The organism is Pseudomonas sp. NFPP24, assembly GCF_900112095.1.
In the GTDB taxonomy this organism is placed as follows: Bacteria; Pseudomonadota; Gammaproteobacteria; order Pseudomonadales; family Pseudomonadaceae; genus Aquipseudomonas; species Aquipseudomonas extremorientalis.
Genome location: NZ_FOKD01000009.1, coordinates 25,020 through 50,825 on the forward strand (window position 1 = coordinate 25,020; position 25,806 = coordinate 50,825).

Genomic DNA, 25,806 nt, shown 5'->3' on the forward strand with positions numbered 1-25,806 from the left:
GTTAGATTACCTTCGCTTCGTTTTTCAGTTTCTCGACCAGTTCAGCCACCGACTTGACCTTGATGCCCGCGCTGCGTGCAGCCGGTGCTTCAACTTTGACGGTCTTGTTGGTGGAAGCGGTGGAAACGCCCAAAGCTTCCGGAGTCAGCGACTCAAGCGGCTTCTTCTTGGCTTTCATGATGTTTGGCAGGGACGCGTAGCGCGGCTCGTTCAAACGCAGGTCGGTGGTGACGATGGCCGGCAGTTTCAAAGAAACGGTCTGCGCGCCGCCGTCGATTTCACGGGTGACAGCCACGCTGTCGCCGCTCACTTCGACTTTGGAGGCGAAGGTACCCTGGCCGTAACCGGTCAGCGCAGCCAGCATCTGCCCAGTCTGGTTGTTGTCGCTGTCGATGGCCTGTTTGCCGAGGATAACCAGCTGAGGCTGTTCCTTGTCGACAACGGCTTTGAGCAGCTTGGCCACGGCGAGGGAGGTCAGCTCTTCAGCGGACTCGACCAGGATGGCTCGGTCGGCGCCCAGTGCCAGGGCGGTACGCAGCTGCTCTTGAGCAGTGGCAGGACCGATGGAAACCACGACGATTTCAGTCGCCACGCCTTTCTCTTTCAGGCGTACGGCTTCTTCCACGGCGATTTCGCAGAACGGGTTCATCGACATCTTGACGTTAGCGAGGTCGACGCCGGAATTGTCCGCCTTGACGCGAACTTTCACGTTGTAATCGACAACGCGTTTGACAGCTACAAGAACCTTCATGGATTCCTCGTTACTCTCCGGTGAAAAGAAAGTCGCCTAGGCGAACCTGGCGGTTGATGCTCATCGGCACACAAGGGCACCTCCAAAAACGCAGGCGGCGAACTTGCTCACGGGAAATGATGACCGTTCGTCAGGGGTGACTGAGAGGTCATTCTTTATCGCAGCGTGTAAACTGCGCGCCAATGGTTGGGCACGCGTCACCTGTCTTGCTTTTGGACGTGCTCTTGAAACCTGCTGTCTGCCTACGGTAAGCGCAAAACCGACCGTATATTGACCGGAACGCCTATTCTGGTCAATACGGCAAAATAGCCAGTCATAAGCCGCACCACTGTGATTTATCTAGCCTGCGGGCAATTCAAACAAACGTTTGTATTGGACGCTGCCAGTGGTGTAGATATAATGCGCCACCTAGAGAGAAAGGTGGGTCTTGCCGTTGCCGCAAGACAACACCGAACCTCCACCCATTAGAAAAAAAAGCCTGTTGAGCCTTGAGTAGGAGATAGCCTGTGGAACGCGAATACATGGAATTCGACGTGGTCATCGTCGGCGCTGGCCCGGCGGGACTGTCTGCCGCCTGCCGCCTGAAGCAGAAGGCCGCCGAAGCCGGTAAGGAAATCAGCGTCTGCGTGGTCGAGAAAGGCTCCGAAGTCGGCGCGCATATCCTCTCCGGTGCAGTGTTCGAACCCCGCGCCCTGAACGAACTGTTCCCGGACTGGAAAGCACTCGGTGCGCCGCTCAACACTCCGGTGGTGCGCGATGACATCTATGTACTGCGCAGCCCCGAAGCCTCCACCAAGGTCCCTGACTTCTTTGTGCCCAAGACCATGCACAACGAAGGCAACTACATCATTTCCCTGGGCAACCTGTGCCGCTGGCTGGCCCAGCAGGCCGAGAACCTGGGCGTGGAAGTCTACCCAGGCTTCGCCGCCCAGGAAGCGCTGTTCGACGAAAACGGCGTGGTGCGCGGCATCATCACCGGTGACCTCGGCGTCGACCGCGAGGGCAACCCAAAGGAAGGCGTCTACACCCCAGGCATGGAGCTGCGTGGCAAGTACACGCTGTTCGCCGAAGGTTGCCGTGGCCACATCGGCAAGCAACTGATCCAGCGCTTCAACCTGGACAGCGACGCCGACGCCCAGCACTACGGCATCGGCCTCAAGGAAATCTGGGAAATCGACCCGGCCAGGCACCAGCCTGGCCTGGTGGTGCACACCGCCGGCTGGCCGCTGGACATCATGAGCGCCGAGAACACCGGCGGCTCGTTCCTCTATCACCTGGAAAACAACCAGGTGGTGGTCGGCCTGATCGTCGACCTGTCCTACAGCAACACCTTCCTGTCGCCGTTCGATGAGTTCCAGCGCCTCAAGCACCACCCGGTGCTGGCCCAGTACCTCGAAGGCGGCAAGCGCATCAGCTACGGCGCCCGTGCCATCTGCAAAGGCGGCCTGAACTCGCTGCCGAAGATGGTCTTCAAGGGCGGCGCGCTGATCGGTTGCGACCTCGGCACCCTGAACTTCGCCAAGATCAAGGGCAGCCACACCGCGATGAAGTCCGGCATGCTTGCCGCCGACGCTGTGGCCGACCGCCTGTTTGCCGAATCCGAAGGCGGTGATGAACTGACCGCTTACGTCGACAGCTTCAAGTCCAGCTGGCTCTACGAAGAACTGTTCGCCAGCCGCAACTTCGGCCCGGCGATGCACAAGTTCGGCCCGATCATCGGTGCCGGTTTCAACTGGTTCGACCAGAACATCCTGGGCGGCAAGATGCCGTTCACCCTGCACGACACCAAGCCGGACTACGCCTGCCTCAAGCTGGCCAAGGACAGCAAGAAGATCGACTACCCGAAACCCGACGGCAAGCTGAGCTTCGACAAGCTGAGCTCGGTGTTCATCTCCGGTACCAACCATGAAGAAGAACAGCCGTGCCACTTGAAGTTGAAAGACGCAAGCATCCCGATCGGCACCAACCTGCCGCTCTACGATGAACCGGCGCAGCGCTACTGCCCGGCCGGCGTGTATGAAGTGATCACCCAGGAAGACGGCGAGAAGCGCTTCCAGATCAACGCCCAGAACTGCGTGCACTGCAAGACCTGTGACATCAAGGACCCTTCGCAGAACATCACCTGGGTTACGCCGGAAGGCGCGGGTGGGCCGACTTACCCGAATATGTAAGCTCGCAGCTCGAACAAAAAGGCTCCCAAATGGGAGCCTTTTTTATGCTGCGCGCTCTTCGCCGGGATTACGCAGGAAATAGCGTTTATATTCCCGACTGAACTGCGACGTACTCTGATACCCCACGCTATGCGCCGCCTGCGCCACGCCCATGCCGTCCACCAGCAGCAACTGTTGGGCCTTGAGCAGACGCAAACGCTTCAGGTACTGCACCGGCGACAACAACGTGCAGCGCTTGAAGTGCTCATGAAAGGTCGACGCACTCATGTGCGCATACCCCGCCAGCGTCTCGATATTCAGCGGCTCGGCGTAATGGGCATGCAGGTGATTCAACGACGTGGCGATGCGCGAAAACTGCCCCTGCTGTTCCACCAGCGCCCGCAATACATCCGCTTGCGGACCTCGTAAAGCGGTGAACAACACTTCCCGGACCCGCGCCGGCCCCATGATCCGGCTTTCCAGCGGATCGTGCAGACACTCCAATAGCCGTTCGACGGCACCGCGCATCGCATCATCGAGCATCACCGAACTCATCGACTCCAGCGTCTGCGCCGTGGGCGGCGGCCCGGCCTGAATGCCCATGGCCATCACCAATTCGCCCAAGACCACGCGGTCAATGCCCACCGTGACGCCATACAACGGCGCATCGGAGCCCATGGCAAACGTCTCGCACTCGAACGGCACCGGCATGGCCTGGATCAGGTAATGCCCGGCGCCATACTCCAGCGTGCGCGGCCCCAGGTAGGCGACTTTGCTGCCTTGGGCCACGAACATCAGGCTTGGCTCATAGATCTGCGGCCCGCGTGCCACGTCACAACTGGCGCGCAGCACTTGCACACCGGGCAGGTGGGTCGGGGAGAAACCGTCGCAGGGCGTAAGCCCCTCAATCAAGGCAACCAAGGTGGCGTTGGCATCGAGATGGCGGGTCAACAACATGGCAAAAAACTTCGCGAATAAGGGATGAGAACATCATCGCAGGTCTGGCGGCCAATGGATCCAAACCAGGGGCACTCCCGGACGAATAGGCATGAGACTCGGAGCATTTGCCATGTTCGCTCCCAGGGTCGGCGCGCAGAATGCGCCACCTCTACAGTCCAGGCTTTTGCGAGGTTTCCCCATGTATACCGCCATCGGTTATGCCGCCCAGTCGGCCACCACTCCCCTCGCCCCCATGTCCTTCCAGCGCCGCAGCCCGCGCGCCGATGACGTGGCCATCGAGATCCTCTACTGCGGCGTCTGCCACTCCGACATCCACCAGGCTCGCAACGAATGGGGCATCGCCGTATACCCGCTGATGCCGGGCCACGAGATTGTCGGCAAGGTCACTGCCGTTGGTGCCAATGTCACCGCGCACCAAGTCGGCGATCTGGTCGGCGTCGGCTGCATGGTCGACTCGTGCCGTCACTGCGACGCCTGCAAATCGGACCTTGAGCAATACTGCCTCGAAGGCCCGACCATGACCTACGCCACCCCGGACCGCGTAGACGGCAGCAACACCATGGGCGGTTACTCGGACAGCATCGTGGTCAGCGAACACTTCGTGGTGAAGATCCCGGCCAAGCTCGACCTGGCCAGCGCGGCACCGATCCTGTGCGCCGGCATCACCACTTACTCGCCGCTCAAGCACTACGGCGTAAAGGCCGGCGATAAGGTCGGCGTGCTGGGCATGGGTGGCCTGGGCCATATGGGCATCAAGTTCGCCAAGGCGATGGGTGCGGAAGTGACATTGTTCACCCGCTCGGCGAGCAAGGCTGAGGAAGGTCGTCGCCAGGGGGCCGACCATGTGATCGTGTCCACCGATACCGAGCAGATGAACGCCGCCGCCGGCAGTTTCGACTTCCTGCTGGACACCATCCCGGTGCAGCACGACCTGAACCCTTACCTCGACGTGCTGCGCTTTGACGGCGTGCATATCCTGGTGGGTCTGATCGAACCGGTCGACCCGCCCGTCAACGCCGCCAAGCTGGTGCTGGGCCGTAAAGTGCTGGCCGGTTCCTTGATCGGTGGCATTGCCGAAACCCAGGAAGTCCTGGATTTCTGCGCCGAGCACAACATCACCTGCGACATCGAAATGCTCGACATCCGCCATATCAACGAAGCCTACAGCCGCATGATCGCCGGCGATGTGAAGTACCGTTTTGTCATCGACATGGCGACCTTGAAGGCCTGATCAGGCCTTCGCGCCCAACTCCGCCGACAGCCGGGCTGCGACCTGTTTGACCACGGGGATCAGCTCGGCCATTTTCTCCAGCGGCATGTAGGGCACGGTACTGGCGATGCTGATGCCGGCGACGATGCGCCGGCTGGCATCGCGCACCGGTGCCGCTACGCAGCGGATCGACGGTTCGTTGTCTTCCAGGTCGAACGCATACCCACCCACCACGTATTCACGCATGCGCTGCTCGAACTGCGCCCAGGATTGTTCCGGGTGCTGCGGCCATTGCAGGCTTTTCCCACCCGCCGGCAGACTGACGTCGTACAGGCGCTGCCACTCCTCCAGCGTGTCATCCAGCAGCAATGCCTTGCCGATCCCGGTCCGCGCCAGCGGCATGCGGTGGCCGACCCGCGAGCGCATTTCCGGGCCATTGCGGCCGGGGTTCTTGTGCAGGTAGAGCACATCGTCGTATTCACGGATGGCCAGGTGGATGGTGTCACCGGTCAGCGCCGACAGCTCATCCAGATACGGAATGGCCAGGGTCACCAGTGGCAGCTCTTCGCGCGCCTGGAACCCCAGTTCGATCAACTTCGGCCCCAACAGGTAACCCACTTGCGGCACCACGCGCAGGTAACGCTCCTCCACCAGGCAACTGGCCAGGCGGTGGGTGGTGCTGCGAGTGGTGCCGATGCGCTTGGCGATCTCTTTCAGATCCCGCGCACCCGCCGCCACGGCCTGCACCACGCCCAGGCCGCGCAACAGGGTCTGGGTGCCAGTGGGGGCGGTATCTTTGACGGGGATGTGGGCGTTTTCCTGCATATCGGGCCTATTAGTGTGAAAGCGGGGGCATTATGGCAAATACCGCCCCTCAATACAGTGGCGATCCAAATGTGGGAGGGGGCTTGCCCCCGATGGCGGCACATCAGAAAAACAGGTATCCACTGACCCACCGCTATCGGGGGCAAGCCCCCTCCCACATTCGAATCTTCATAGGGCTCGGGATCAACGCTGTTTCATGCGGTCGATGATGACCGCCAGCAACAGGATCGAACCACGGATGACGTACTGGTAGAAGGTGTCGATGTTCTTCAGGTTCATCGCATTCTCGATGATCGCCAAAATCAACACCCCGGCAATCACATGGCGGATCATGCCGATGCCGCCACTCAACGACACCCCGCCCAATACACACGCCGAGATCACGGTCAGCTCGAACCCTTGCCCAATCATCGGCTGGCCCGAGGTCATGCGCGAGGCGAGAATCACCCCGGCCAGGGCGCCGATCAACCCGTGCACGGCAAAGATGATGATCTTGGTGCGATCGACGTTCACCCCGGCCAGCAATGCCGCTTCCTGGTTACCACCGATGGCCATGGTGTTGCGCCCGTAGGTGGTGTAGTTGAGCAGCCAGCCGAAGAACACAAAGCACAGCACGGTGATGATGATCGGCACCGGCACGCCCATCAGCTGGCCGTTGCCGAACACGAAGAAGCCCTCATCCATCACCCCCACCGCTTTGCCGTTGGAGAAGATGTAGGCCAGGCCGCGCACGATCTGCATGGTCGCCAACGTCGCGATCAATGCATTAATGCGCAGCTTGGCGATGACGATGCCGTTGATCAGTCCCACCACCAGGCCCATGGCCAACGCTGCCGCGACACCGAGCACCACGCTGTCAGTGTCGCGGATCACGATGCCCGCGACCACGCCGGCACACGCAATCACCGAGCCCACCGACAAGTCGAAATGCCCGGAGGCCAGGCAGAACAACATGGTGCACGCGGCAATGCCTACGGTGGAAATCGCCAGGCCCAGCCCACGCATGTTCAGCGGTGAAAGGAAGTTGTCGATAAACAACGCGCTGAGCACAAAGATGCTCAACGCGGCGAGCAGCATCACCCAGTCATCGAGGAATTTGCGCTGGTTGAAACCCGGCCAGAAGCCCTTTGCAGTTTTTACCTCGGACATCATTCACCTCGAATTCTTCAAGCCCGCGAACGCGGGAGAGCCAGTTGCAACAGCCGTGCTTCATCCGCCTGGTCGCGGGTGAGTTCGCCGGTCAGGGCGCCTTCGCTCATCACCAGGATACGGTCGGAAATCCCCATCACTTCCATCAGGTCGCTGGACACCACAATCACCGCAATGCCGCTGGCCGCCAGGTTATGGATAATCTGGTAGATCTCCGACTTGGCGCCGATATCGATGCCTCGCGTTGGCTCATCCAGCAGCAGCACTTTCATCGGCATCGACAGCCATCGGCCGAGAATGGCCTTCTGCTGATTGCCACCGGACAGGTACATGATTTTCTGTTCGGCGTTCGGCGTCTTGACCTTCATGCTTTTGATTTGCCGGTCGGCGTTGGCCTTTTCCCAACCGTCGCGCAGCAGCCAGCCAAACGCAGAGTGGGCGCCACGCGCACTGATATTGATGTTCTCGGCGACGCTGGATAGCGGAATGATGCCTTCCTTCTTGCGGTCCTCCGGGCACAGCAGCACCCCGGCGACGATGGCATCGCGGGGTGAATGCAGCCGCAGTGGTTGCCCACAGAGTTCCAGGCGTCCTGCGGTGCTGCGGGTCAAACCACTCAGCAGCCGAAACAGCTCCGTGCGCCCTGCCCCGACCAGGCCGAACAGGCCGAGAATCTCGCCCTTGTGTACCTGAAGGCTGACCGGCTCACGCAGGCCCGGGCCAAGCAAGCCCTCGACCTTCAGCGCCACCTCGCCCTGTTCACGCGGGCGGTAGTCGTAAATGTCCTGGATATCGCGACCCACCATGCACGTCACCAATTGATCGTGGGTCAGCGTGCTCATGTCATCGAAAGTACGCACGTAGCGACCGTCCTTGAACACCGTGACGGCGTTGCAGATGCGGAACACTTCTTCCATGCGGTGGGACACGTAGAGCACCACTTTGCCTTCGTCACGCAGGCGCGTGATGATCGCCATCAGGCGGTCGATCTCCCGCGCCGACAGGCTGCTGGTGGGTTCGTCAAAGGCAATCACATGGGCGCCACGGGACAGCGCCTTGGCGATTTCCACCAGTTGGCGTTGCCCAAGGGAAAGCCGACCGAGCTTCTCATCCGGATCGATTTCATCCGCCAGCCCCTTGAGGCAGGCCAACGCTTGCTTGCGCAACCGGCTGCGGTTGACCACCCCGAAGCGCGTCGGCAAATGCCCAAGGAACAGGTTCTCGGCCACCGTCATTTCCGGCACCAGGTGCAGCTCCTGGTGGATCACCGCCACGCCGCTGGCAATGCTGTCGGCGGCGTTTCGGAAGGCCATGGTCTGCGCGCCGATCTGCAGTGAGCCGCTGCTGGGCAGGTAGGCGCCGCCAAGGATTTTCAGCAGCGTCGACTTGCCCGCACCGTTCTCGCCCATCAGGGCGTGCACCTCGCGCGGCCGCGCTTCAAAGCTGATCTGCGCCAGGGCTTTCACACCGGGAAACTCCTTGCCGATGCCGTTGAAACGCAAGGCCGCGCCGGTCATTTCCACAGCCCGATCTTGGTCAGCTCTGCCTGGAAGTTGGCGCGGGTGATCAGCGTCACTTCGTCCATCGCCGTGTATTTCGCAGGCTCCTTGCCGGTGGTGACCCACTCGTACATCGCCAGCGCGGTGTTGTAACCCTCGATATGCGGGCTGGGCAGCATGGAGCCGAAGAAACCGCTTTCAGCCTTTTTCAACTCGCCGATGGCGTCGGTGCCATTGATGCCGATGCCGATCACGTTGGCCGCCTTGAAGCCGGCGCTTTCGGTGGCGCGTACGCCGCCGAGCACGGTGTTGTCGTTCATGCCGCCGATGATCAGGTTTTTCGCGCCTGCAGGCAGTTTGACCAAGGCCGAGTTGGTCGCGTCCATGCTGCCGGGTACGTCGAGAGTCTTGGCGGCGGTGAACAGGATGTGGTCCTTGGGCATGCCGGCTTCTTCCAGGGATTTGACCGAGCCGTCGGTGCGCTTCTTGCCGGTGTCGAGTTCGTTATAGGTGTTGATCACCGCGTAGGTGTCCTTCCAATCCCAGCCGCGTTTTTTCGCCTCCTCCGCCATCGCGGTGCCCTGCTTCTGGCCCACTTCAAAGGCCGCCATGCCCAGGTACGGCACGTCTTCCATGAAGTTGCCCTTGGCGTCGACAAAGCGGTCATCCACAGCCATGACTTTCAAGCCATTGACCTTGGCCTTGGCCACGATGGCCGGGCCGAGGGACACGTCCGGCGGGCAGATCACAAAGCCCTTGGCACCGTTGGCGGCCAGGCTGTCGATGGCCGAGAGCGTTTTTTCACCATCGGGCACGGCGATCTTGATCACGGTAAAGCCGTGTTCTTTGCCGGCTTTTTCGGCGAAGGCCCATTCGGTCTGGAACCAGGGCTCTTCGGCCTGCTTGACCAGGAAGCCGATCTTCACTTCTTCGGCCGATGCAAAGCCACTGAAGGCAAGGGCGAGCGCGAGGGTGCCTAGAGTCTTCTTGAACATGAACCACCTCTTTCTTGTTATTGGAAAACGCGTTAGTCGTGGTACATCACAGACCGCCCGCCATCGATCATCAGACAGGTGGCGTTGATAAAAGGCGCCTCGTCGGTCGCCAGAAACAGCGCGGTCATCGCCACCTCGATCGGCTGGCCGATGCGCTTGGGCGGGTGCAGGTCGAACGCACGCTGGCGCTCGGCGTGGGGGTCGGGGAAACCGTTCCAGTAGTCGACATTGAGTTGGGTTTCGATGTAGCCCGGCGCGATGGCATTCACACGGATGCCCTTGGGCGCGTATTCGATGCCGAGGGCGCGGGTCAGGCCAAGCAGGCCATGCTTGGCCACGGGATAGGGGAAGCAGCCGGGGATGATGTGGCTGGAATGGGTGGAGGCAATGTTGATGATGTTGCCGATGCCCTGCTCGATCATGTGCGGCAGCACCGTGCGGCAGCCGTACCAGGCGCCGTCGAGGTCGATGGCGAAGCAGCGGCGCCAGTCTTCGTCGGTCATCTCCAGCGGGTCGCGGAACACATTGACCCCGGCGCAATTGACCAGCACATCAACCCGGCCGAAGCGCTCGATGGCCACATTGACCAGCGCCTGCCATTGCTCCCTGGACGTGATATCGACCGGTTGCGCGTAGATCTCGGCGCCACGTTCACGCCAGTGGGTCGCGACGTTCTCGACCTTTTCACCCTGGATATCGGCGATGACCAGCTTCGCCTGCTGCGCCTGGAAACACGCGACGATCGCCTCGCCAATGCCCTGGGCGGCACCGGTGATGATCACCACTTTGCCTTTGAGCCGCTCGCCGTAGATGGGCTCGGGCACGGCGGGGAGTGACAACGGTTGTGCCTGCATCGCTTCACCTGTTTTATTTTTGGTAGTGAGTGCTGATGCAGCCGACTATAAACCCATCTTTTGAAACATCTCAATATATAAATTTGCATCCCATATAGTGAGCAAAGCACAAAAAAATGTGGGAGTAGGCAAGCCCCTCCCACATTTTGATTTTCAGCTAACCCAAGGCGAAATCACGCAGCGCATCGCCTTCCATTCGGTAACGCACCCACTCTTCCTGCGGCTGGGCGCCGATGGATTTATAGAAGGCAATCGCCGGTTCGTTCCAGTCCAGCACGCTCCACTCGAAGCGACCGCAACCGTTGTCGAACGCGATCTTCGCCAGGTGGCGCAAGAGCTTCTTGCCTGCGCCGCCACCGCGTTGCTCCGGGTTGATGTACAGGTCTTCCAGGTACAGGCAGTTGCTGCCCAGCCATGTGGAATAGCTGAAAAAGAACACCGCAAAACCAATCGGCAAGCCATCGCGCAAACAGATCAGGCCATGGGCGGTCGCCCCTTCGCTGAACAGGCTGCGCTCGATGTCCACCACACTGGCGATCACTTCATGCCGGGCCTTCTCATACTCGGCAAGCTCGGTGATGAAAGTCAGGATCTGCGCAGCATCGCTGGGCACGGCGGGGCGAATCTCGATGGTCATGGGTGAGCCTTGGCAATTTCAAAGCACACATACTAAGGCGCTTTCGTGACGAGTTGCAGCGCATTTTCGTGGTCACTGGCACACAAAATCTTACAGGTGACACAAGACCGTTCGTCGCCATCAAGGCACGAACGCAGAATACCGGCGGACCAATAGAGGGTAAGGACATTCATCATATGGAGACACCCTCATGAAGCATTCCAAGTTTGCTGCCCTCGCCCTGGCTGGCCTGTTGTCTTCGGTTTCGCTGAGCGGTTTTGCAGCCACCTCCTCTACCGGCCCGACCAATCCGGACGCCACCACCGAGTCCCAGAAATCCATGGGCACCGGCCTGGACACCAATGGCGGCGCAGTCATCGACAATACCAATGCCGCCGACCCGCACACCCAGGGTCATGACACTCAACGCCAGGCGCCAGCCGCCGTCGGCAACGGCAAAATGGGTCCATCGGTCAATGAACCCAAGATCAACAAGGGCGATGACTCGAACCTGCCCGGCGCTCCGAAACAACCTGCGCCCTGATCCAACCAACGCCTGACGAACACCCGATCATTTCCCAGTGAAGAGGTACGCATGAACGTCGACAAAGACCTTGAAAAAGAAGTCCTGACCCGCCTGCTGCACGCTCACCCTCAAGGGCTGGGCAAGGAGGTGTTGGATAACTACCGCGGAGAAAAAGTCGTCGCCAGTGCGTTGGCGTTCCTGCAGGATCGCGGCCTGATCAAGGATGGGCATGTGACCACCGACGCCGCCGGTGAGTATGCGTTGAACCTGCCGATCAAGCTGACGGCGTCGGGTGTGGATGAGGCGCGCAAGCTGGAGTCTGAAACGAGCCAGTAGCCTCAAATATGGAGGGGGCTTGCCCCCTCCACATTTTTTGACCCACCCTATTCCCGCAGCAAGGCATCGACTTCTGCGCTGCCAGGCGATGTAGCCGGCCCCCAGCGAGTGACCGCCAGCGCCGCTGCCGCATTCGCCCGGCGTGCAGCCTGGGCAGGTGCCAAGCCATCGGCCAACCCTGCGATAAACACCCCGGCATGGGCATCCCCAGCGCCATTGCTGTCCACCGCCGTCACCTTGAACCCCGGCACATGCTCGGCCTGGCCATTGCGGCTCACCCAGCAACCATTCGGCCCATCCCGCACCACCAGCAAGGCATCGCCGGGCAGATGACGGTTGAGGTCGACCAGTGCCTCTGCAACCGTTTCCGCCCCGGTAAACGCCAATGCTTCAGGGCCGTTACTGGTCCAGATATCGATACGCGGCAACAGCGCCACCATCAGCGCCGAATCCGGTGCCTTCACCAATGGGCCTGGGTCGAATACCACCTGGATGTCACGAGGCAATACCAGCAGCCAGTCGAGCAAGGCCTGCGCCTTGCCTTCCAGCAACAGGCTGTAGCCACTCACATACACGTAATCGTCCGGCCGCGGGACCACGCGCGCCAGGTCCTCGGCGCTCAACTCGCCTTCAGCGCCGATATGGGAAATGAAGGTGCGTTCGGTGCTGGCCTCGGTCAGCGACACACACAACCCCGTGTCTTTGTCCGTGCTGGCCGCTTGGGCGATCTCGACACCTTCCGCCTGCATCGCCGCACGCGCCAGGTCGCCGAAGCGCCCGTTGCCGTGACGGCCCAGGTAGACCACCGCCAGCCCATTGCGCCGTGCGGCCGCCATCACATTGAAACCACCGCCGGCTTCGAAACTGGCCGATTGCGCCAGCACGTCGCCACCGGTTGCGGGCAAGGTATCGAGGGCCATGACCAGGTCGACGATGACCTGGCCGGTGTGCAGCAATCTAGACATTAGGGCTCTCGACTAAAGCCGGGCGACGGTCAGCCGCACCGCCCAGCACCGCATAAATCCCGCCGGCCACCAGGAAGGTGACGATCCAGCCCAGGCCGTTGTGGCCCAGCCACGAGTCGGACAAAGGCCCGGCGAACCAGATGTTCTCGGCGGTGGTGCCAATGGTGGTGAAGCTGAAGCCCAGCACGATCGCCACGGCCCAGGCACCGAAGGCACGCCATTCCACACCGCCGCGATACCAGTAGGCGCTGCTTGGGCTCACGTCCAGCAGGTCCTTGGCGCTGTAGTAGTGACGGTGGATCAGGTCGACCACAAAGATGCCGACCCATGCCGTGATCGGCACCGCCAGCAAAGAGATGAACGTGATGAACGGGCCGTAGAAACTGTCGGCGATCAGCATGAAGTAGATGGAGCCGGCGAAGATCGCCACGATATCGACGATCACCGCATGCACGCGCTTGACCTTCAAACCGAGGGTCAGCGTGGTGAGGCCCGCCGAGTACACCGACAGGTTGTTGGACAGCAGCAACCCACCGAACGCGGTGATCAGGTACGGCACGGCCATCCAGGTCGGCAGCATGTCGCGGATCGCGACGATCGGGTCGGTGGCCGAAGCCAGGTCGTTGTTGCCCACCGACAACAGGCCGCCGAGGGTGATCAACAGCACCAGCGGAATGCCCGCACCGAATGCTGCCGACGCCACCAGGCGCACCGCCTTGACGCTGCGGTGCTGGTAGCGCGACATGTCCGCGCCGGCGTTGGCCCAGCCGATACCCGTGCCAGCGGCCATGGTGCCGATGCCGATGATCATCGCGCTCAACGGTGCCGGGGTAGCGTTGAACACCGCGCTCCAGTCGATCGTGGCGCAGAGGAAGCCGCCGACCAGGACGTTCAACGCGCCGAACACGTAGGTGGCCCACTTCTGGATCACCAGCAAGGTGGCGTGGCCCAGCCCGGATACCGACAACGTCAGCAGCACGAAGATGGCGATAAAGACCAGGGTGAGCACCGGTGCGCTTTTGGCTTCGACCGGCGAGCCGAACAGGATCGAGCACAACGACAGCAGCACAAAGGCCGCCGTGGTGGTGTTGACGGTTTCCCAGCCCAGGCGCGACATCAGCGACACCAGGGTCGGGCCGATATTGCCGCGCACACCGAAGATGGCGCGGGACAGCGTCAGGCTGGGCGCACGGCCGCGACGGCCGGCGATGGAGATGATGCCGACCACCGCAAAGGAGCCGGCGGCGCCGAGGATCGCCACGATGATGGCCTGCCAGATCGCCAGGCCGCGAAACGCGACCAGCGTGGCGCCGAGCGGCAAGCCGAGGATGCTGATATTGGCCGCGAACCACACCCAGAACAGTTGCAGCGGGTGGCCGTTGCACTCGCCTTCCGGGACCGGTTCGATGCCGCGTGTTTCCAATTGCCCGGCACTCTGGCCAGAAGATGTGCTGCTCATGAGGGGGTGCTCCAAGTGCCTGTATTGTTGTGGTTGTGGCAGGTATACAAAGCGAATCTTCCGGTCGTCCTGACTCAGCGCATTTTCAACAGCTCTTGAACCAGCGATTGCAGATCCAGGCCATTGACCTGCTTGACCTGTTCGATCATCGCCTCGGGCCAGCACTGCATGCCCAGGCACGCGCCGAGCATGGCGCCGAGAATCGCCGCGATGGTGTCAGTGTCGCCGCCAAGGCTGGCCGCCAGGCACAACGCCTCGAAGGCATTCATCTCGCCCACCGCCACTTGCTGGGCCAGGGCGAACGACACCACCACCGACTCCTGGGACGCGACGGAGGTGCCGATCAATTCGTACAACAGGTCCGCGAACAGGGCCTTGTCACCGCTGCCGACGCTCAAGGTCCGCGCCCAGCTGATGCGCGTGGAAATCCGCCCACCAGCGATCCAGTGACCATGGCCTTCGGCCTGCTGGGCAACCTGGGTGCCGATGTTCAACGCTTCGCCCAGGTCCACGCCGTTGATGCCGGCCGACACCACCGCCGCCACCGCCGCCGCGCTGGAAATACCCAGGGTGGTGTTGTGGGTGACCTGGCAGGCCTGGATCACCGCCTGGATAAACTGCGCCGGGTCGCTGACATCGGCGGCAATCCCCACTGGCGTGATGCGCATCGCGGCGCCGTTGGTGGTGCCGTAGCGGCCGGATTCTTCCGGGGTGTGGCCGGCGAGGATCATGTCGATCGCACGCTTGGTGGAGGGACCGAGCAAATCCTGCGAGCCCTTGGCACGCATCACCGCTTCCCAGTCGATCAGGCGCTGGGCAAGCACAGCGGGTTCGATGTTGCCTCGGCCTTCCACCAGCAACTCGCCCACCAAAATGGCCTGTTCGGTGTCATCGGTAATGGAGCCGGCGGGCATGTTCGGTGCGATGGGCTGGTCGGTGCCGGCGTTTTCCAGGCCGGTGATGGCACCGAAACGCGCACGCACCTGCTCGCGGCTCAAGGACTGGGTCGGCATGCCCAGGGCATCGCCCAAGGCCAGGCCGTAGAACGCGCCGAGGGCGCGATTGAGCGGGGTCATTTCGAGTTTCCAAATTGCAGGTGCAGGCGAAAATGCAGAGGGTCGAGCAAGCTTTCGACATACTCCATGAAACGTTCGCGACGGTCGTAGGTGGTACGCGAAGCCTTGAGGAACACCGTGCCGGCTGGGCGGCCAAGCAACTCGGCATCTTCATCGCTGAGGGGCTCGGCACCGATCCATTGGTCCCCTTCGGCGCCGACATATCCGTAGGCAGCCAGGGTGATGGTCAGGGAATTATCGATCAGGCCTACTCTTGGCAGGCCCTCCAGGCCTCCGGAAGCGGGCATCAGCGAGCGTTCCAGGGACACGGCAGTGCCATCGGTAGTGCGACGGCGGCGGTCGAGGGCAATGAATTGGTCGCTGCCGAAACGGCTGAGCAGGTCCGGGCGGGTCACCGCTTCCAGGCGCAGGATATCGGTGTTGACCTTCGCACCGGTGTCCGCCAGGGCCTGGGCCCAGCCACTGCGCTGGTCGAGCACCATGCCGTCAAAGGTCACGATGGAGCCGACGCCGCTCTGGGTCGCGATGTAGTTGCGCCGCTTGAGTTCGGCCAGGGCCTCGCGCAGGGTGCCGCGGCTGACCGCGAACTCCTCGGCCAATTGGTGCTCGCCCGGCAGCAGGAAACCGTCGGCCATCACCCCACCCTCGATACGGCGGATGAGCTCGTCGACGACGCGTTTTTTCTTATCAAATCGAACATGTCTAATCATGTACAAATTGATAACGCAAAGCGCCCATGTGCAGCAAGCGAATTATTTCAGGGAGATGATAAAACCGGCTTCAGGGCTCCAGGCCAATAGGGAAAAACTCGCCTGCGCTCCAGACGCCCAGCCAGTTCTGACCGTTGATCGGACGGCTCACTGCCAACTCCACCAACTGGTAGAACGCATTGCGGTGCACCAGGGCTTCGAGGTTGCTGCGCACTCGCAGATAGGGTGCAGGCTCCTGGGTCACAGGATCGATCACCACCCGCAGCGGGTGTTCGAGGCCGGCTTCGACCTGGTCATCGACGTTGGTGGTGAAGCGCAGCACCTGGCTTTCGCCCTGCCCTTCGACTTCCAAGGTAATGGCGACAAACGGAGCATCATCGACGGTGATGCCGACTTTTTCCACGGGGGTAATCAGAAAGTAATCATCGCCATCGCGACGGATGATGTTGGAGAACAGCTTGACCATCGGCTTGCGCCCGATCGGCGTGCCTTGATAGAACCAGGTGCCATCACGGGCGATGCGCATGTCGATATGGCCGCAGAAGTCCGGGTTCCACAGGTGCACCGGGGCCGGACCCTTGCCCTTGGGCAACTGGGCCAACAGGTCGTTGGCCTTGGCGGAATCGGTCATGGGGTTCTCCTGGGTCTTATGGATTGCTCATCCCCAACAGGCCGCGGGCGTACTGCGCCAGGGGGCGGGCAATCAGATCTTCTGGCTTGTTGTCGTGAAACGTCAGTAAACCGCCACGACTGCGTATACGTGCAGTATCAATCAAATACTGGGTGCTGGTCTCGATCAACATGATCTGGATGACGCCGCTGTCCAGGCCGACGCGGTCGAGGGCTTCCTGGTCGGCCCATTCATCCGCGTTGCCGATGCGGTCATCCGCCTTGGCGAAACGGCAGTACAGCAGGTAGTGAGCCCCCGCCGCACGGGCTTCGGCCATGGCCTGCTCCAGGCCTTCAGGCTGACGGGCGCGGCGCACCATGGGGAAGTACTCGACAAAGCCATTGAAGGCTTCTTCGGCCACCACGTTCGGCCGCGGGTAGGCACTGCCCGGCGGCACAAAGGCGCCCTGGGCGATAAAGACAAAGGAGTCCGGCTGTATGCGTACCGAGGCGGTACGGCGGGTATCGCTGTGGTCCAGCAAACCGGCGTCGCTCATCTGATAGCGGGTGCCTTCGGCCATATCGCTGACGGTCATGCAGCCACTCAGCGTCAACGACGCCAGCAACAAAACCAGACTACGCATCCTAATCCTCCAGAAGCCGGTGACGGAAAACCGGCGAATGGGCGTGTGATGCAGGTTTTGCGCCATTTGGCAGCAACCTATAACAAATGTGGGAGGAGCTTGCCCCTTCCCACAGTTGGTTGTGTGCTGGCTTGGCGGGTTGGTTAGCCGCCGATGATTTTCATGATGGTGGCGCCGCCAGAAAAAGCCACCTCCTGCTTGTCACCCAACGCCTTCATCAACAGCCCCTGCAAGGCCGGGAGTGCTTGATGGCGCGGCTTGTCCAGCAGGTCGCCGACGTAGTGACGGTTACTCGACGACAGGCAGCCATGCAACCAACCCGTGGACGACAAGCGCAACCGTGAGCAGGTGCGGCAGAACGGTACGCTTTCGTTGGCGATCACACCAAAGAAGCCTTTACCGGGGATTTCGTAGCGTACGGCAGTGGCATCCACAGGCGCATTGGCTTGCAGGTATTCATGCTGCTCACCGATCAAACCCAGCAGTTGTTGCAGGCTGACAAACTGCTGCAGGAACGCGTTGGAGTCCTTGGCCAGGTGGCCCATTCGCATCAATTCGATAAAGCGCAGCTCGTAGCCACGCTCCAGGCAATAGTCGAGCAGCGGCATGACCTGGTCGAGGTTCTGGCCGCGTAACGGCACCATATTGACCTTGATCTTGATGCCGGCAGCGCGGGCCTGGTCCATGCCGTCGAGCACAGTGGCCAGGTCGCCACCACGGGCAATGCCGCGGAAGGCATCTGCGTCGAGGGTATCGAGGGACACGTTGATGCGCTTGATCCCGGCCTCCACCAGCAACGGCAGCTTGCGCGCCAGCAATTGGCCGTTGGTCGTCAGGCTGATATCGCTGAGCCCCATCCCCCCCACGGCGCCCATGAACGCTTCCAGCTTGGGGCTGACCAGCGGCTCGCCGCCGGTGATGCGCAGGCGGTCGATGCCCGCCGCTTCGATCAGGTATTCCACACCACGGGCCATGGCCTCGGCGGAGAGTTCGTCCTGGGCAGCCACCAGCCGCTTGCCGTTAGGCACGCAGTAGGTACACGCGTAATTGCAGGCTGAGGTCAGGCTGATCCGCAAATTGCGAAAACGCCTGCCTTGACGATCAACGATCATGGATCACTCCGGCAGAGGATGATTCGGGCGCGCTAAAAGCTGACTGATAAATCAGCTTTTAGCAAGAGTCCATGCCTGAGTATATTCCTGGGGTACTACGCGTGGCAGCAAATCATTACGTGGCAGGCGTTTCTGCCGGTGGCTGCTCACTGCTGTGCTTGCGCTTGTTGCCCATGCGCACACCGATATCCATCAAAAACTGGAAGAAACCTTCCTGGTCTTCCAGCACGTTGCTCCAGAACGGCGAGTGGTACAGCGCCACGGCACCGTGGACCAAGGCCCAGGCGGCGCAGTAGTGGAAATACGGCGGCACATCTTCGAGCTTGCCTTCGCTGATGCGCCCCTTGATCAGCAAAGTCAGGCGTTCGAAGTTCGAGGCGCGGATCTTGTGCAGTTCCTCGACCATCTCCGGCACCTGGTGGCCCTTGACCACCTTCTCTTCCAGCCGGTCGAACAGGCGATAGCGCTGCGGGTCACGCATGCGGAACTCGAAGTAGGCACGGGACAGGGCTTCCTTGTCCTTGTCGACATCGGCCGAGTGCAGCAACTCGTTCAAGTCGCGCTCATAGTCGAGCATCAGGCGCAGGTAGATCTCGGCCTTGGACTTGAAGTGCTTGTAGATCGTGCCTTTGCCGATACCCACGGCATCCGCGATCATCTCGACGGTGACGCTGTCTTCACCTTGTTCAAGGAACAGCTTGAGTGCGGTGTCGAGAATTTCCTGCTCACGGCGGCGAAACTCACGGACCTTACGGGGTTCTTTGTGCATGAGGAAGAGGTCTGCAAAGGTCGGATTAGGGAGGGTTGCGCAGGGCCACGGATACGTGGCGATACGATTTACCCGGTGCGAGGGATTATCCCGACTGAACGGTCGTTGGGCAATGTCTATGTGAACCCGGAATGCACTTTACTTTCAGCACGCCTACGTTTTCATAGATATCAGTCAGAAATAATACGCAACAACTGCACCCGTGCACCGGCCTGATGAGAACTCAAGCGAAGCGCGCGTATTCCAAATCTGTTTAAAAAACGATCAGCCGCGACTGGACTGAATCGGATACTGATCAATACTTGAACTGTCGGCGTGACATCTCCCCCAAGTGAAGCGCCGACCTGGGTACCAACGGACCGCGTACCCTTGTTTTACTCCTAATGGTCTTAACCCGGATTCACCCCCCAGAACCCGGGTTTTTTTTGCCTGCGATTTGACCCTCGCGTCAAGAAGCGACGTGGGCCAGTGGGAAAAGGCGCTTGAAGTTTTCGGTAGTCTGCTCGGCAAAACGCTCGTAGGACTCACCGCGCAGCATCGCCAGGTAATCCGCCACGTCGCGCACATACTCCGGCAGGTTCGGCTTGCCGCGATGGGGGATGGGAGCCAGGTACGGGGAATCGGTTTCCACCAGCAGGCGGTCGGCGGGCACCTGGCGTGCGACATCACGCAGGGCGTCGGCGTTGCGGAAGGTGACGATGCCCGACAGCGAAATATAGAACCCCAGATCCAGCGCCGCCTTGGCCATGTCCCAGTCTTCGGTAAAGCAATGCAACACGCCAGCCTGGGGCAATGCCGCTTCGCGCAGCAGGGTCAGGGTGTCGGCACGGGCGCCACGGGTGTGCACGATCACCGGTTTGCCGGTCTGCCGGGCGGCTTGCAGGTGCAGGCGGAACGAAGCCTGCTGCAACTCGGCGGCTTCGGGTTCGTAGTGGTAATCCAGGCCGGTTTCGCCAATGGCCACCACGCGCGGGTGATTGAGTTCACCCAGCAGCCAGTCGAGTGCCGGGGCTTCACCGGGCTTGAGGTCCAGCGGGTGGATGCCCACCGAGCAATCCACATCGGCATAACGCTCGGCCAGGGATTTGACGTCCGCTGCATTCTCCGCGCTGACGCCGATGCACAGGAAGTGCCCTACCCCACGCTGGCGTGCGGCGTCGAGGGCAGCGTCAAGGGAACCGCCGTGCTGGGCCAGGTCGAGGCGGTCAAGGTGGCAGTGGGAATCTACAATCATAGGAATCTACAACTTCAGTCACGAAAAGTGTCTGGCCGACGATACACCCGCCGGCCACGGAAATTAACGGCGTCCGAGCAAACCGACCCATTGCACCAGCAACGCTTCAAGCAGCAGCACGCGGTTGAGGTTGGCCTTGCCGAGCACCTTCTGGCGCTGGGCGAGGATCCAGTCCTGGTTCGCCAGCACCTTGTCCTGGGCACTTTTCTGCGCCAGGTACTGCACCACCTTGCGCATATCCGGCAGGCCCAGACCGTTTTCATCCTGGGTCAGCTGGTAGCGCAGGATCAGGCTTGACCAGTCGCAGAACCAGTCGAACAGCAACAGCAGGGGGATGTCCTTCCAGGCGCTTTCTGCCAGCTGGGTGGCGGACACTTCCTGCTTGATCAGTTTCTTGACCCCCTCCACCACCAGCGCCCGTTGTTCACGCACGCCCTGGACCTGCAGCTTCACCGCCGCCAACGGCGAACCGGCGGCCAGGCTCAGCAACTCGACCCGTTCGTCCTGGGAGCACTCCGGCAACGCCTGTGCCAGCCACGCAAGACTCATGGCCTCGCTTGGCAGCGGGCACGCCTGCTGCACGCAGCGGCTGCGGATGGTCGGCAGCAAACGGCTGGACTGGTGACTCACCAGCAACAACACCGTATCGCCGGACGGCTCCTCCAGGCTTTTGAGCAAGGCGTTGGCAGCATTGATGTTCATCGCCTCCACCGGCTCGATCAGCACCACCTTGCGTCCGCCCATCTGTGCGGTCTGCACCACGAAGCTGACCAGGTCGCGCACCTGGTCGACCTTGATTGCCTTGTCGGCTTCCTCGGGTTCCAGCAGGTAGTTATCCGGGTGGCTGCCAGCCTTGAGCAGCAGGCAGGATTTGCACTCGCCGCAGGCCTCAAGATTGATCGGGCGCTGGCACAGCAGGCTTGCCATCAGGCGCTCGGCCAACGCTCGCTTGCCGATCCCCACCGGCCCATGCAACAGGTAGGCGTGGGCGTGTTGGGCACGGCCGGCCAGTTGTTGCCACAGGCTGTCCTGCCACGGGTAGGCTTCAGCCACGGGCGCGCTCCAGCAGTCCGGGTAGCAGCGCGTCGATGGCCTGCTGCACCTGCGCCAGCGGCTGGGCTGCATCCAGCAGGGAGTACCGTGCAGGCTCCGCCTTGGCAAGTGTGAGGAATGCACTGCGTACCGCGTTGAAGAACCCATCGCCTTCCAGCTCGAAGCGATCCAGGCGGCCACGGGCGCTGGCACGGGCCATGCCGACTTCCACCGGCAGATCGAACAGCAAGGTCAGGTCAGGGCGCAAGTCGCCTTGGACAAAGGTTTCCAGGGTGGCGATGCGCTCCACGGACAAGCCCCGACCGCCGCCCTGGTAGGCGTAGGTGGAATCGGTGAAACGGTCACAAATCACCACGGCACCACGGGCCAGGGCCGGACGGATCACCTCGGCCAGATGCTGGGCACGGGCGGCGAACACCAGCAGCAGCTCGGTGTCCGGGTTCATCTGCTCGTCACCCGGCGCCAGCAGCACTTCGCGGATACGCTCGGCCAGCGGCGTGCCACCGGGCTCACGGGTCAACACCACCTCGATGCCTTCGCTGCGCAAGCGCTCGGCCAGGTAATCGCGGTTGGTGCTTTTGCCGGCGCCTTCGGGGCCTTCCAGGGTAATAAACAAGCCAGTCACAGGCAGTCCTTAGTCAGAATTATTGCGGGCTTTACGGCGCGGTAGCGTCCGGAGCAGGGTCGGCCGGCTTTTCTACCGGCGCCTCGGCAGGCACATCCGCCGGTGGCGTTGCGTCTTCGGCAGGCTTCACCACCGGCGCCGGGCTGGAGCGGTAATCGGCGCGTCGCTTGAGTTGGAACTCACGCACGGCGGCATTATGCGCATCCAGGTTATCCGAGAAAATGTGGCTGCCATCGCCACGGGCAACGAAATACAGGCTGCTGCCCGGCACCGGGTTCAGCGCGGCATGGATCGCCTCGCGGCCGACCATGGCAATGGGCGTCGGCGGCAGGCCGGCGACCATGTAGGTGTTGTAGGGATTGGCTTCCTTGAGGTGCGCGCGGGTCAACTTGCCGTTGTAGCGTTCACCCAGGCCGTAGATCACCGTCGGGTCGGTCTGCAGCAGCATGCCGACCTTCAGGCGCCGCACAAATACCCCGGCAATCTGCCCACGTTCTTCAGGCACGCCCGTCTCTTTCTCCACCAGGGAGGCCATGATCAGCGCTTGGTAAGGGTCTGTGTAAGGCGCGTCGGCAGCGCGCTTGCTCCATTCCTGGGCGAGTACATCGTCCAGGCGGTTGTAGGCTTTCTTCAGGAATTCGACGTCGGTCATGCCACGCACGAAACGGTAGGTATCGGGGAAGAACCGCCCTTCTGGAAACACGCCAGGGTGACCGAGCTTGTCCATGACGTCGCTGTCGCTCAGGCCCGAGAGGGTCTGCACGATCTTTTCATGCTTGGCCAGGGCCGAGCGTACCTGGCGGAAGTTCCAACCTTCGACCAGCGTCAGGCTGTATTGCACCACTTCGCCACGCTGCCACAAGCCGATCAAGCCTTGCGCCGTCATGCCGGGCGTCATGCGGTATTCGCCGCTGTGCAATGGCTGGCCGTCCAGGTTGAAGCGCCAGTACAAACGCAACCAGAAGGCACCGTCCAGTACGCCGTCAGCTTCCAGGCGATTGAAGGTGCCGGTGGGGGTCGCCCCTGCCGGTACGTCGAGCAATTGCTCCTGGGTCAGCTTCAAGGGCTGCTTCAGGGCAGCGTCGTATTTCCAGGCGCCATAACCCAACAGCAAAGCCGCCGAGAACAGACCGATCAGCAGCAGTACAAACAGTTTTCGTATCAACTCAAATTTCCAATAGCGCGCGAACAATGCCCTGCAGTTTACGGGTGAGCGGGCCAACCGACCAGCTCATCGCAGCGCACTCGCGCACCGGCCAAATGCCATAAACGCTGTTACACACGAAGACTTCGTCGGCTTGCTGCAACTGCCCGACACTGATGTCGGCCACGGCCACCGGGATGCCCAGGGTCTGTGCCTGGGCCAGAATCTCGGCGCGCATCACCCCGGTCACGCCGCAACGTGTCAGATCAGCGGTTAGTAACAAGCCGTTGCACACCAGGAACAGGTTGCTGAACACGCCTTCGATCACACGACCGGACACATCCAGCATCAAGCCTTCAGCGTGCTTGGTGTCCTGCCACTCGGCGCGGGCGATCACCTGTTCCAGACGGTTGAGGTGCTTGAGACCGGCCAGCATCGGCTGTTCGGCCAAGCGGGTGGCACAGGGAAACAGGCGGATGCCATCGGTTCCATGAGCGCTGGGATAAGTAGCAGGCGGGCTGCCCTGCAAGATACGGCGCACCGGTGCGCCAGGGTGGATGCCATAACCGCGCAGGCTGTCGCCACGGGTCAGGATCAATTTGAGGACACCCTCGCCAAGGGCGGTGGCGTAGGCCAGCACTTCGCTGCGGATCACCATCGGATCCGCAACCAAGGCGAGGCGCCTGCAACCCTCGTCGAGGCGTTGCAGGTGACGGTCGAGCAGCACCGGCTGTCCGGCCTTGACGGCAATGGTCTCGAACAGCCCATCGCCATACGCCAGGCCGCGATCTTTCAGGGGCACGCTGTCCGCTGGCTGACCGTCGACCCAGCTGTGCATCACTCGGCGAACCGGCGGAACACCAGGGAACCGTTGGTACCGCCAAACCCGAACGAGTTGGAGATCGCCACGTCGATCGGCATCGGCTGAGCTTCGTGAGGCACGAAGTTCAGGTCGCAGCCTTCGTCAGGCTCATCCAGGTTGATGGTCGGCGGCGCGACCTGATCCTTGATGGCCATCACACTGAAGATCGCCTCGACCGCGCCCGCCGCACCCAAGAGGTGTCCGGTCATGGACTTGGTGGAGCTGACCGCCAGCTTATAGGCGTGCTCACCGAACACCGACTTGATGGCCTCGGCTTCCGCCAGGTCGCCCGTCGGAGTCGAAGTCCCGTGGGCGTTGATGTACTGCACCTGGTCCGCATTCACCTTGGCATCGCGCAGGGCGTTGGTGATGCAACGTGCGGCACCGGCACCGTCGGACGGTGGCGAGGTCATGTGGTAGGCGTCACCGCTCATGCCAAAGCCAATCAGCTCGGCGTAGATGGTGGCACCACGCGCCTTGGCGTGTTCCAACTCTTCCAGCACCAGGGCGCCGGCACCGTCGGACAGCACGAAGCCGTCACGGCCTTTGTCCCATGGACGGCTGGCGCGGGTCGGCTCGTCGTTGCGCGTCGACAGCGCACGGGACGCGCCGAAGCCGCCCATGCCGAGGCCGCAGGCCGCCATTTCGGCGCCACCGGCGATCATCACGTCGGCTTCGTCATAGGCGATATTGCGCGCCGCCATGCCAATGCAGTGCGTGCCGGTAGTGCACGCCGTGGCGATGGCGTAGTTAGGTCCCTGTGCGCCCAGGTGGATGGACAGGAAACCGGAAATCATATTGATGATCGAGCCCGGGACGAAGAACGGCGAAATTCGACGGGGGCCGGAATCGTGCAACGTGCGGCTGGTTTCTTCGATATTGGTCAAACCGCCAATACCCGAACCCATGGCCACGCCGATGCGGTCACGGTTGGCGTCGGTGACTTCCAGGCCTGCATTACGCACCGCCTGAAAACCGGCTGCCAGGCCGTATTGAATGAACAGGTCGAGTTTGCGGGATTCCTTGACCGAGAGATATTCCTCGACATTGAAACCCTTTACCGAGCCGCCAAAACGGGTGGAATAGGCAGAAAGGTCCGTGTGTTCGATCAGACCAATACCACTGCGGCCAGCCAGAATGCCCTGCCAACTGCTTGGCACATCCGTGCCCAGTGGCGACAACATACCCATACCGGTGACTACGACGCGTCTACGCGACACAGCACTCTCCTTTTTCTAATGACGACACTTTTGCTTCAGCGCGTACTTTTCATCAGGGCTAAAGAAAAAACCGCACGCCGTTACAGCAGTGCGGTTTTTCCCTGACAGCAAGCGACGACTACAAACTATTACGCCTGGTGGCTAGTAACGTAGTCGATAGCAGCTTGAACAGTAGTGATTTTTTCAGCTTCTTCGTCCGGGATTTCGGTCTCGAATTCCTCTTCCAGAGCCATCACCAGCTCAACGGTGTCAAGGGAATCGGCACCCAGGTCTTCTACGAAGGAAGCAGTGTTGACCACTTCTTCTTCTTTAACGCCCAGTTGCTCGGCGACGATTTTCTTGACGCGCTCTTCGATGGTGCTCATACCTTGTTTAACTCCTAATGGACAAATTCAGGCAGCTGGCCAGTGGGTAAGTGTATAGAAAGCCTTTTCAGCTTTTCAACTGAAAGCT

At 61.4% G+C, this 25,806-nt stretch carries 27 protein-coding genes; 4 read left to right on the forward strand and 23 right to left on the reverse strand.

All coding sequences use genetic code 11. The features are described from left to right. Position 1: 1 nt before the first annotated feature. Entirely contained in the window at positions 2 to 751 is a 750-nt protein-coding gene (locus BM026_RS19685; protein WP_071491449.1) for an electron transfer flavoprotein subunit beta/FixA family protein, read from the reverse strand. A gap of 506 nt (positions 752 to 1,257) precedes the next feature. Between BM026_RS19685 and BM026_RS19690 the strand changes: the two genes are divergently transcribed. Then, entirely contained in the window at positions 1,258 to 2,922 is a 1,665-nt protein-coding gene (locus BM026_RS19690; RefSeq protein ID WP_071491450.1) for an electron transfer flavoprotein-ubiquinone oxidoreductase, read from the forward strand. A gap of 42 nt (positions 2,923 to 2,964) precedes the next feature. On the opposite strand, the gene BM026_RS19695 is transcribed toward BM026_RS19690, so the two are convergent. Continuing rightward, on the reverse strand, positions 2,965 to 3,858 hold the full coding sequence (locus BM026_RS19695; RefSeq protein ID WP_071491451.1) for an AraC family transcriptional regulator: 894 nt from the start codon (positions 3,856 to 3,858) through the stop codon (positions 2,965 to 2,967). Between the two features lie 181 nt (positions 3,859 to 4,039). Between BM026_RS19695 and BM026_RS19700 the strand changes: the two genes are divergently transcribed. After that, positions 4,040 to 5,092, forward strand: coding sequence for an NAD(P)-dependent alcohol dehydrogenase (locus tag BM026_RS19700; protein WP_092242587.1), 1,053 nt, complete (start codon positions 4,040 to 4,042; stop codon positions 5,090 to 5,092). Here BM026_RS19700 and BM026_RS19705 read toward each other — a convergent pair whose 3' ends face one another. The 6 genes from BM026_RS19705 to BM026_RS19730 all read right to left on the reverse strand — a co-directional run bounded on the left by BM026_RS19705 (position 5,093) and on the right by BM026_RS19730 (position 11,030). Next, the gene (locus BM026_RS19705; protein ID WP_093529792.1) at positions 5,093 to 5,896 is read right to left on the reverse strand and encodes an IclR family transcriptional regulator; all 804 of its coding nucleotides are present in this window, start codon (positions 5,894 to 5,896) and stop codon (positions 5,093 to 5,095) included. 183 nt (positions 5,897 to 6,079) lie between these two features. After that, the gene (gene araH, locus BM026_RS19710) at positions 6,080 to 7,045 is read right to left on the reverse strand and encodes an L-arabinose ABC transporter permease AraH (protein WP_093128222.1); all 966 of its coding nucleotides are present in this window, start codon (positions 7,043 to 7,045) and stop codon (positions 6,080 to 6,082) included. A gap of 17 nt (positions 7,046 to 7,062) precedes the next feature. Beyond that, on the reverse strand, positions 7,063 to 8,562 hold the full coding sequence (gene araG, locus BM026_RS19715) for an L-arabinose ABC transporter ATP-binding protein AraG (protein ID WP_093514570.1): 1,500 nt from the start codon (positions 8,560 to 8,562) through the stop codon (positions 7,063 to 7,065). Next, positions 8,559 to 9,539, reverse strand: coding sequence for a substrate-binding domain-containing protein (locus BM026_RS19720; protein ID WP_093529794.1), 981 nt, complete (start codon positions 9,537 to 9,539; stop codon positions 8,559 to 8,561). The genes araG and BM026_RS19720 overlap by 4 nt, the downstream gene beginning before the upstream one ends. 32 nt (positions 9,540 to 9,571) lie before the next feature. Beyond that, on the reverse strand, positions 9,572 to 10,393 hold the full coding sequence (locus BM026_RS19725; RefSeq protein ID WP_092242578.1) for an SDR family oxidoreductase: 822 nt from the start codon (positions 10,391 to 10,393) through the stop codon (positions 9,572 to 9,574). Positions 10,394 to 10,550: 157 nt separating this feature from the next. After that, entirely contained in the window at positions 10,551 to 11,030 is a 480-nt protein-coding gene (locus BM026_RS19730; protein WP_010208407.1) for a GNAT family N-acetyltransferase, read from the reverse strand. Between the two features lie 190 nt (positions 11,031 to 11,220). On the opposite strand from BM026_RS19730, the gene BM026_RS19735 reads away from it, so the two are divergent. Both BM026_RS19735 and BM026_RS19740 read left to right on the forward strand, forming a co-directional pair. Beyond that, positions 11,221 to 11,553, forward strand: coding sequence for a hypothetical protein (locus BM026_RS19735; protein ID WP_058427434.1), 333 nt, complete (start codon positions 11,221 to 11,223; stop codon positions 11,551 to 11,553). A 51-nt stretch (positions 11,554 to 11,604) separates the two neighbouring features. Then, entirely contained in the window at positions 11,605 to 11,871 is a 267-nt protein-coding gene (locus tag BM026_RS19740) for a hypothetical protein (protein WP_058427435.1), read from the forward strand. Between the two features lie 47 nt (positions 11,872 to 11,918). Here the strand turns inward: BM026_RS19740 and BM026_RS19745 are convergent, their stop codons facing one another. The 15 genes from BM026_RS19745 to acpP all read right to left on the reverse strand — a co-directional run bounded on the left by BM026_RS19745 (position 11,919) and on the right by acpP (position 25,718). Next, positions 11,919 to 12,836, reverse strand: coding sequence for a PfkB family carbohydrate kinase (locus BM026_RS19745; protein ID WP_093529796.1), 918 nt, complete (start codon positions 12,834 to 12,836; stop codon positions 11,919 to 11,921). Next, positions 12,829 to 14,295 (reverse strand): purine-cytosine permease family protein, encoded by a 1,467-nt coding sequence (locus BM026_RS19750; protein ID WP_093514567.1) that lies wholly within the window; start codon positions 14,293 to 14,295, stop codon positions 12,829 to 12,831. Before BM026_RS19750 ends, BM026_RS19745 begins: the two co-directional genes overlap by 8 nt. A 74-nt stretch (positions 14,296 to 14,369) precedes the next feature. After that, positions 14,370 to 15,371, reverse strand: coding sequence for an ADP-ribosylglycohydrolase family protein (locus BM026_RS19755; RefSeq protein ID WP_093529798.1), 1,002 nt, complete (start codon positions 15,369 to 15,371; stop codon positions 14,370 to 14,372). Further along, positions 15,368 to 16,081: a GntR family transcriptional regulator gene (locus tag BM026_RS19760; protein ID WP_092242568.1), complete on the reverse strand. Its 714-nt coding sequence runs from the start codon at positions 16,079 to 16,081 to the stop codon at positions 15,368 to 15,370. The genes BM026_RS19755 and BM026_RS19760 overlap by 4 nt, the downstream gene beginning before the upstream one ends. 70 nt (positions 16,082 to 16,151) lie before the next feature. Continuing rightward, on the reverse strand, positions 16,152 to 16,712 hold the full coding sequence (locus tag BM026_RS19765) for a DUF1285 domain-containing protein (protein WP_071490493.1): 561 nt from the start codon (positions 16,710 to 16,712) through the stop codon (positions 16,152 to 16,154). A gap of 16 nt (positions 16,713 to 16,728) precedes the next feature. Then, on the reverse strand, positions 16,729 to 17,334 hold the full coding sequence (locus tag BM026_RS19770; RefSeq protein WP_093529800.1) for a DUF4823 domain-containing protein: 606 nt from the start codon (positions 17,332 to 17,334) through the stop codon (positions 16,729 to 16,731). A gap of 143 nt (positions 17,335 to 17,477) precedes the next feature. After that, the gene (locus BM026_RS19775) at positions 17,478 to 18,446 is read right to left on the reverse strand and encodes a GTP 3',8-cyclase MoaA (protein WP_092242561.1); all 969 of its coding nucleotides are present in this window, start codon (positions 18,444 to 18,446) and stop codon (positions 17,478 to 17,480) included. Between the two features lie 115 nt (positions 18,447 to 18,561). After that, positions 18,562 to 19,215, reverse strand: coding sequence for a TetR/AcrR family transcriptional regulator (locus tag BM026_RS19780; RefSeq protein WP_071490496.1), 654 nt, complete (start codon positions 19,213 to 19,215; stop codon positions 18,562 to 18,564). A gap of 448 nt (positions 19,216 to 19,663) precedes the next feature. Continuing rightward, complete coding sequence (locus tag BM026_RS19785; protein WP_092242558.1) at positions 19,664 to 20,449, reverse strand: TatD family hydrolase; 786 nt, start codon at positions 20,447 to 20,449, stop codon at positions 19,664 to 19,666. Between the two features lie 63 nt (positions 20,450 to 20,512). Next, on the reverse strand, positions 20,513 to 21,502 hold the full coding sequence (locus BM026_RS19790) for a DNA polymerase III subunit delta' (RefSeq protein WP_092242555.1): 990 nt from the start codon (positions 21,500 to 21,502) through the stop codon (positions 20,513 to 20,515). Then, positions 21,495 to 22,127, reverse strand: a complete 633-nt coding sequence (gene tmk / locus BM026_RS19795) for a dTMP kinase (RefSeq protein ID WP_093529802.1) — start codon at positions 22,125 to 22,127, stop codon at positions 21,495 to 21,497. Before tmk ends, BM026_RS19790 begins: the two co-directional genes overlap by 8 nt. Before the next feature lie 31 nt (positions 22,128 to 22,158). Continuing rightward, positions 22,159 to 23,292 carry an endolytic transglycosylase MltG gene (gene mltG, locus BM026_RS19800; RefSeq protein ID WP_093514562.1) on the reverse strand — a complete coding sequence of 378 codons (1,134 nt, stop codon included), beginning with the start codon at positions 23,290 to 23,292 and terminating at the stop codon, positions 22,159 to 22,161. Between the two features lies 1 nt (position 23,293). Next, complete coding sequence (gene pabC / locus BM026_RS19805) at positions 23,294 to 24,109, reverse strand: aminodeoxychorismate lyase (protein ID WP_093529804.1); 816 nt, start codon at positions 24,107 to 24,109, stop codon at positions 23,294 to 23,296. After that, the gene (gene fabF, locus BM026_RS19810; RefSeq protein WP_093128129.1) at positions 24,109 to 25,353 is read right to left on the reverse strand and encodes a beta-ketoacyl-ACP synthase II; all 1,245 of its coding nucleotides are present in this window, start codon (positions 25,351 to 25,353) and stop codon (positions 24,109 to 24,111) included. Before fabF ends, pabC begins: the two co-directional genes overlap by 1 nt. Before the next feature lie 128 nt (positions 25,354 to 25,481). Then, entirely contained in the window at positions 25,482 to 25,718 is a 237-nt protein-coding gene (gene acpP, locus BM026_RS19815; RefSeq protein ID WP_003175607.1) for an acyl carrier protein, read from the reverse strand. Between the last annotated feature and the right edge of the window lie 88 nt (positions 25,719 to 25,806).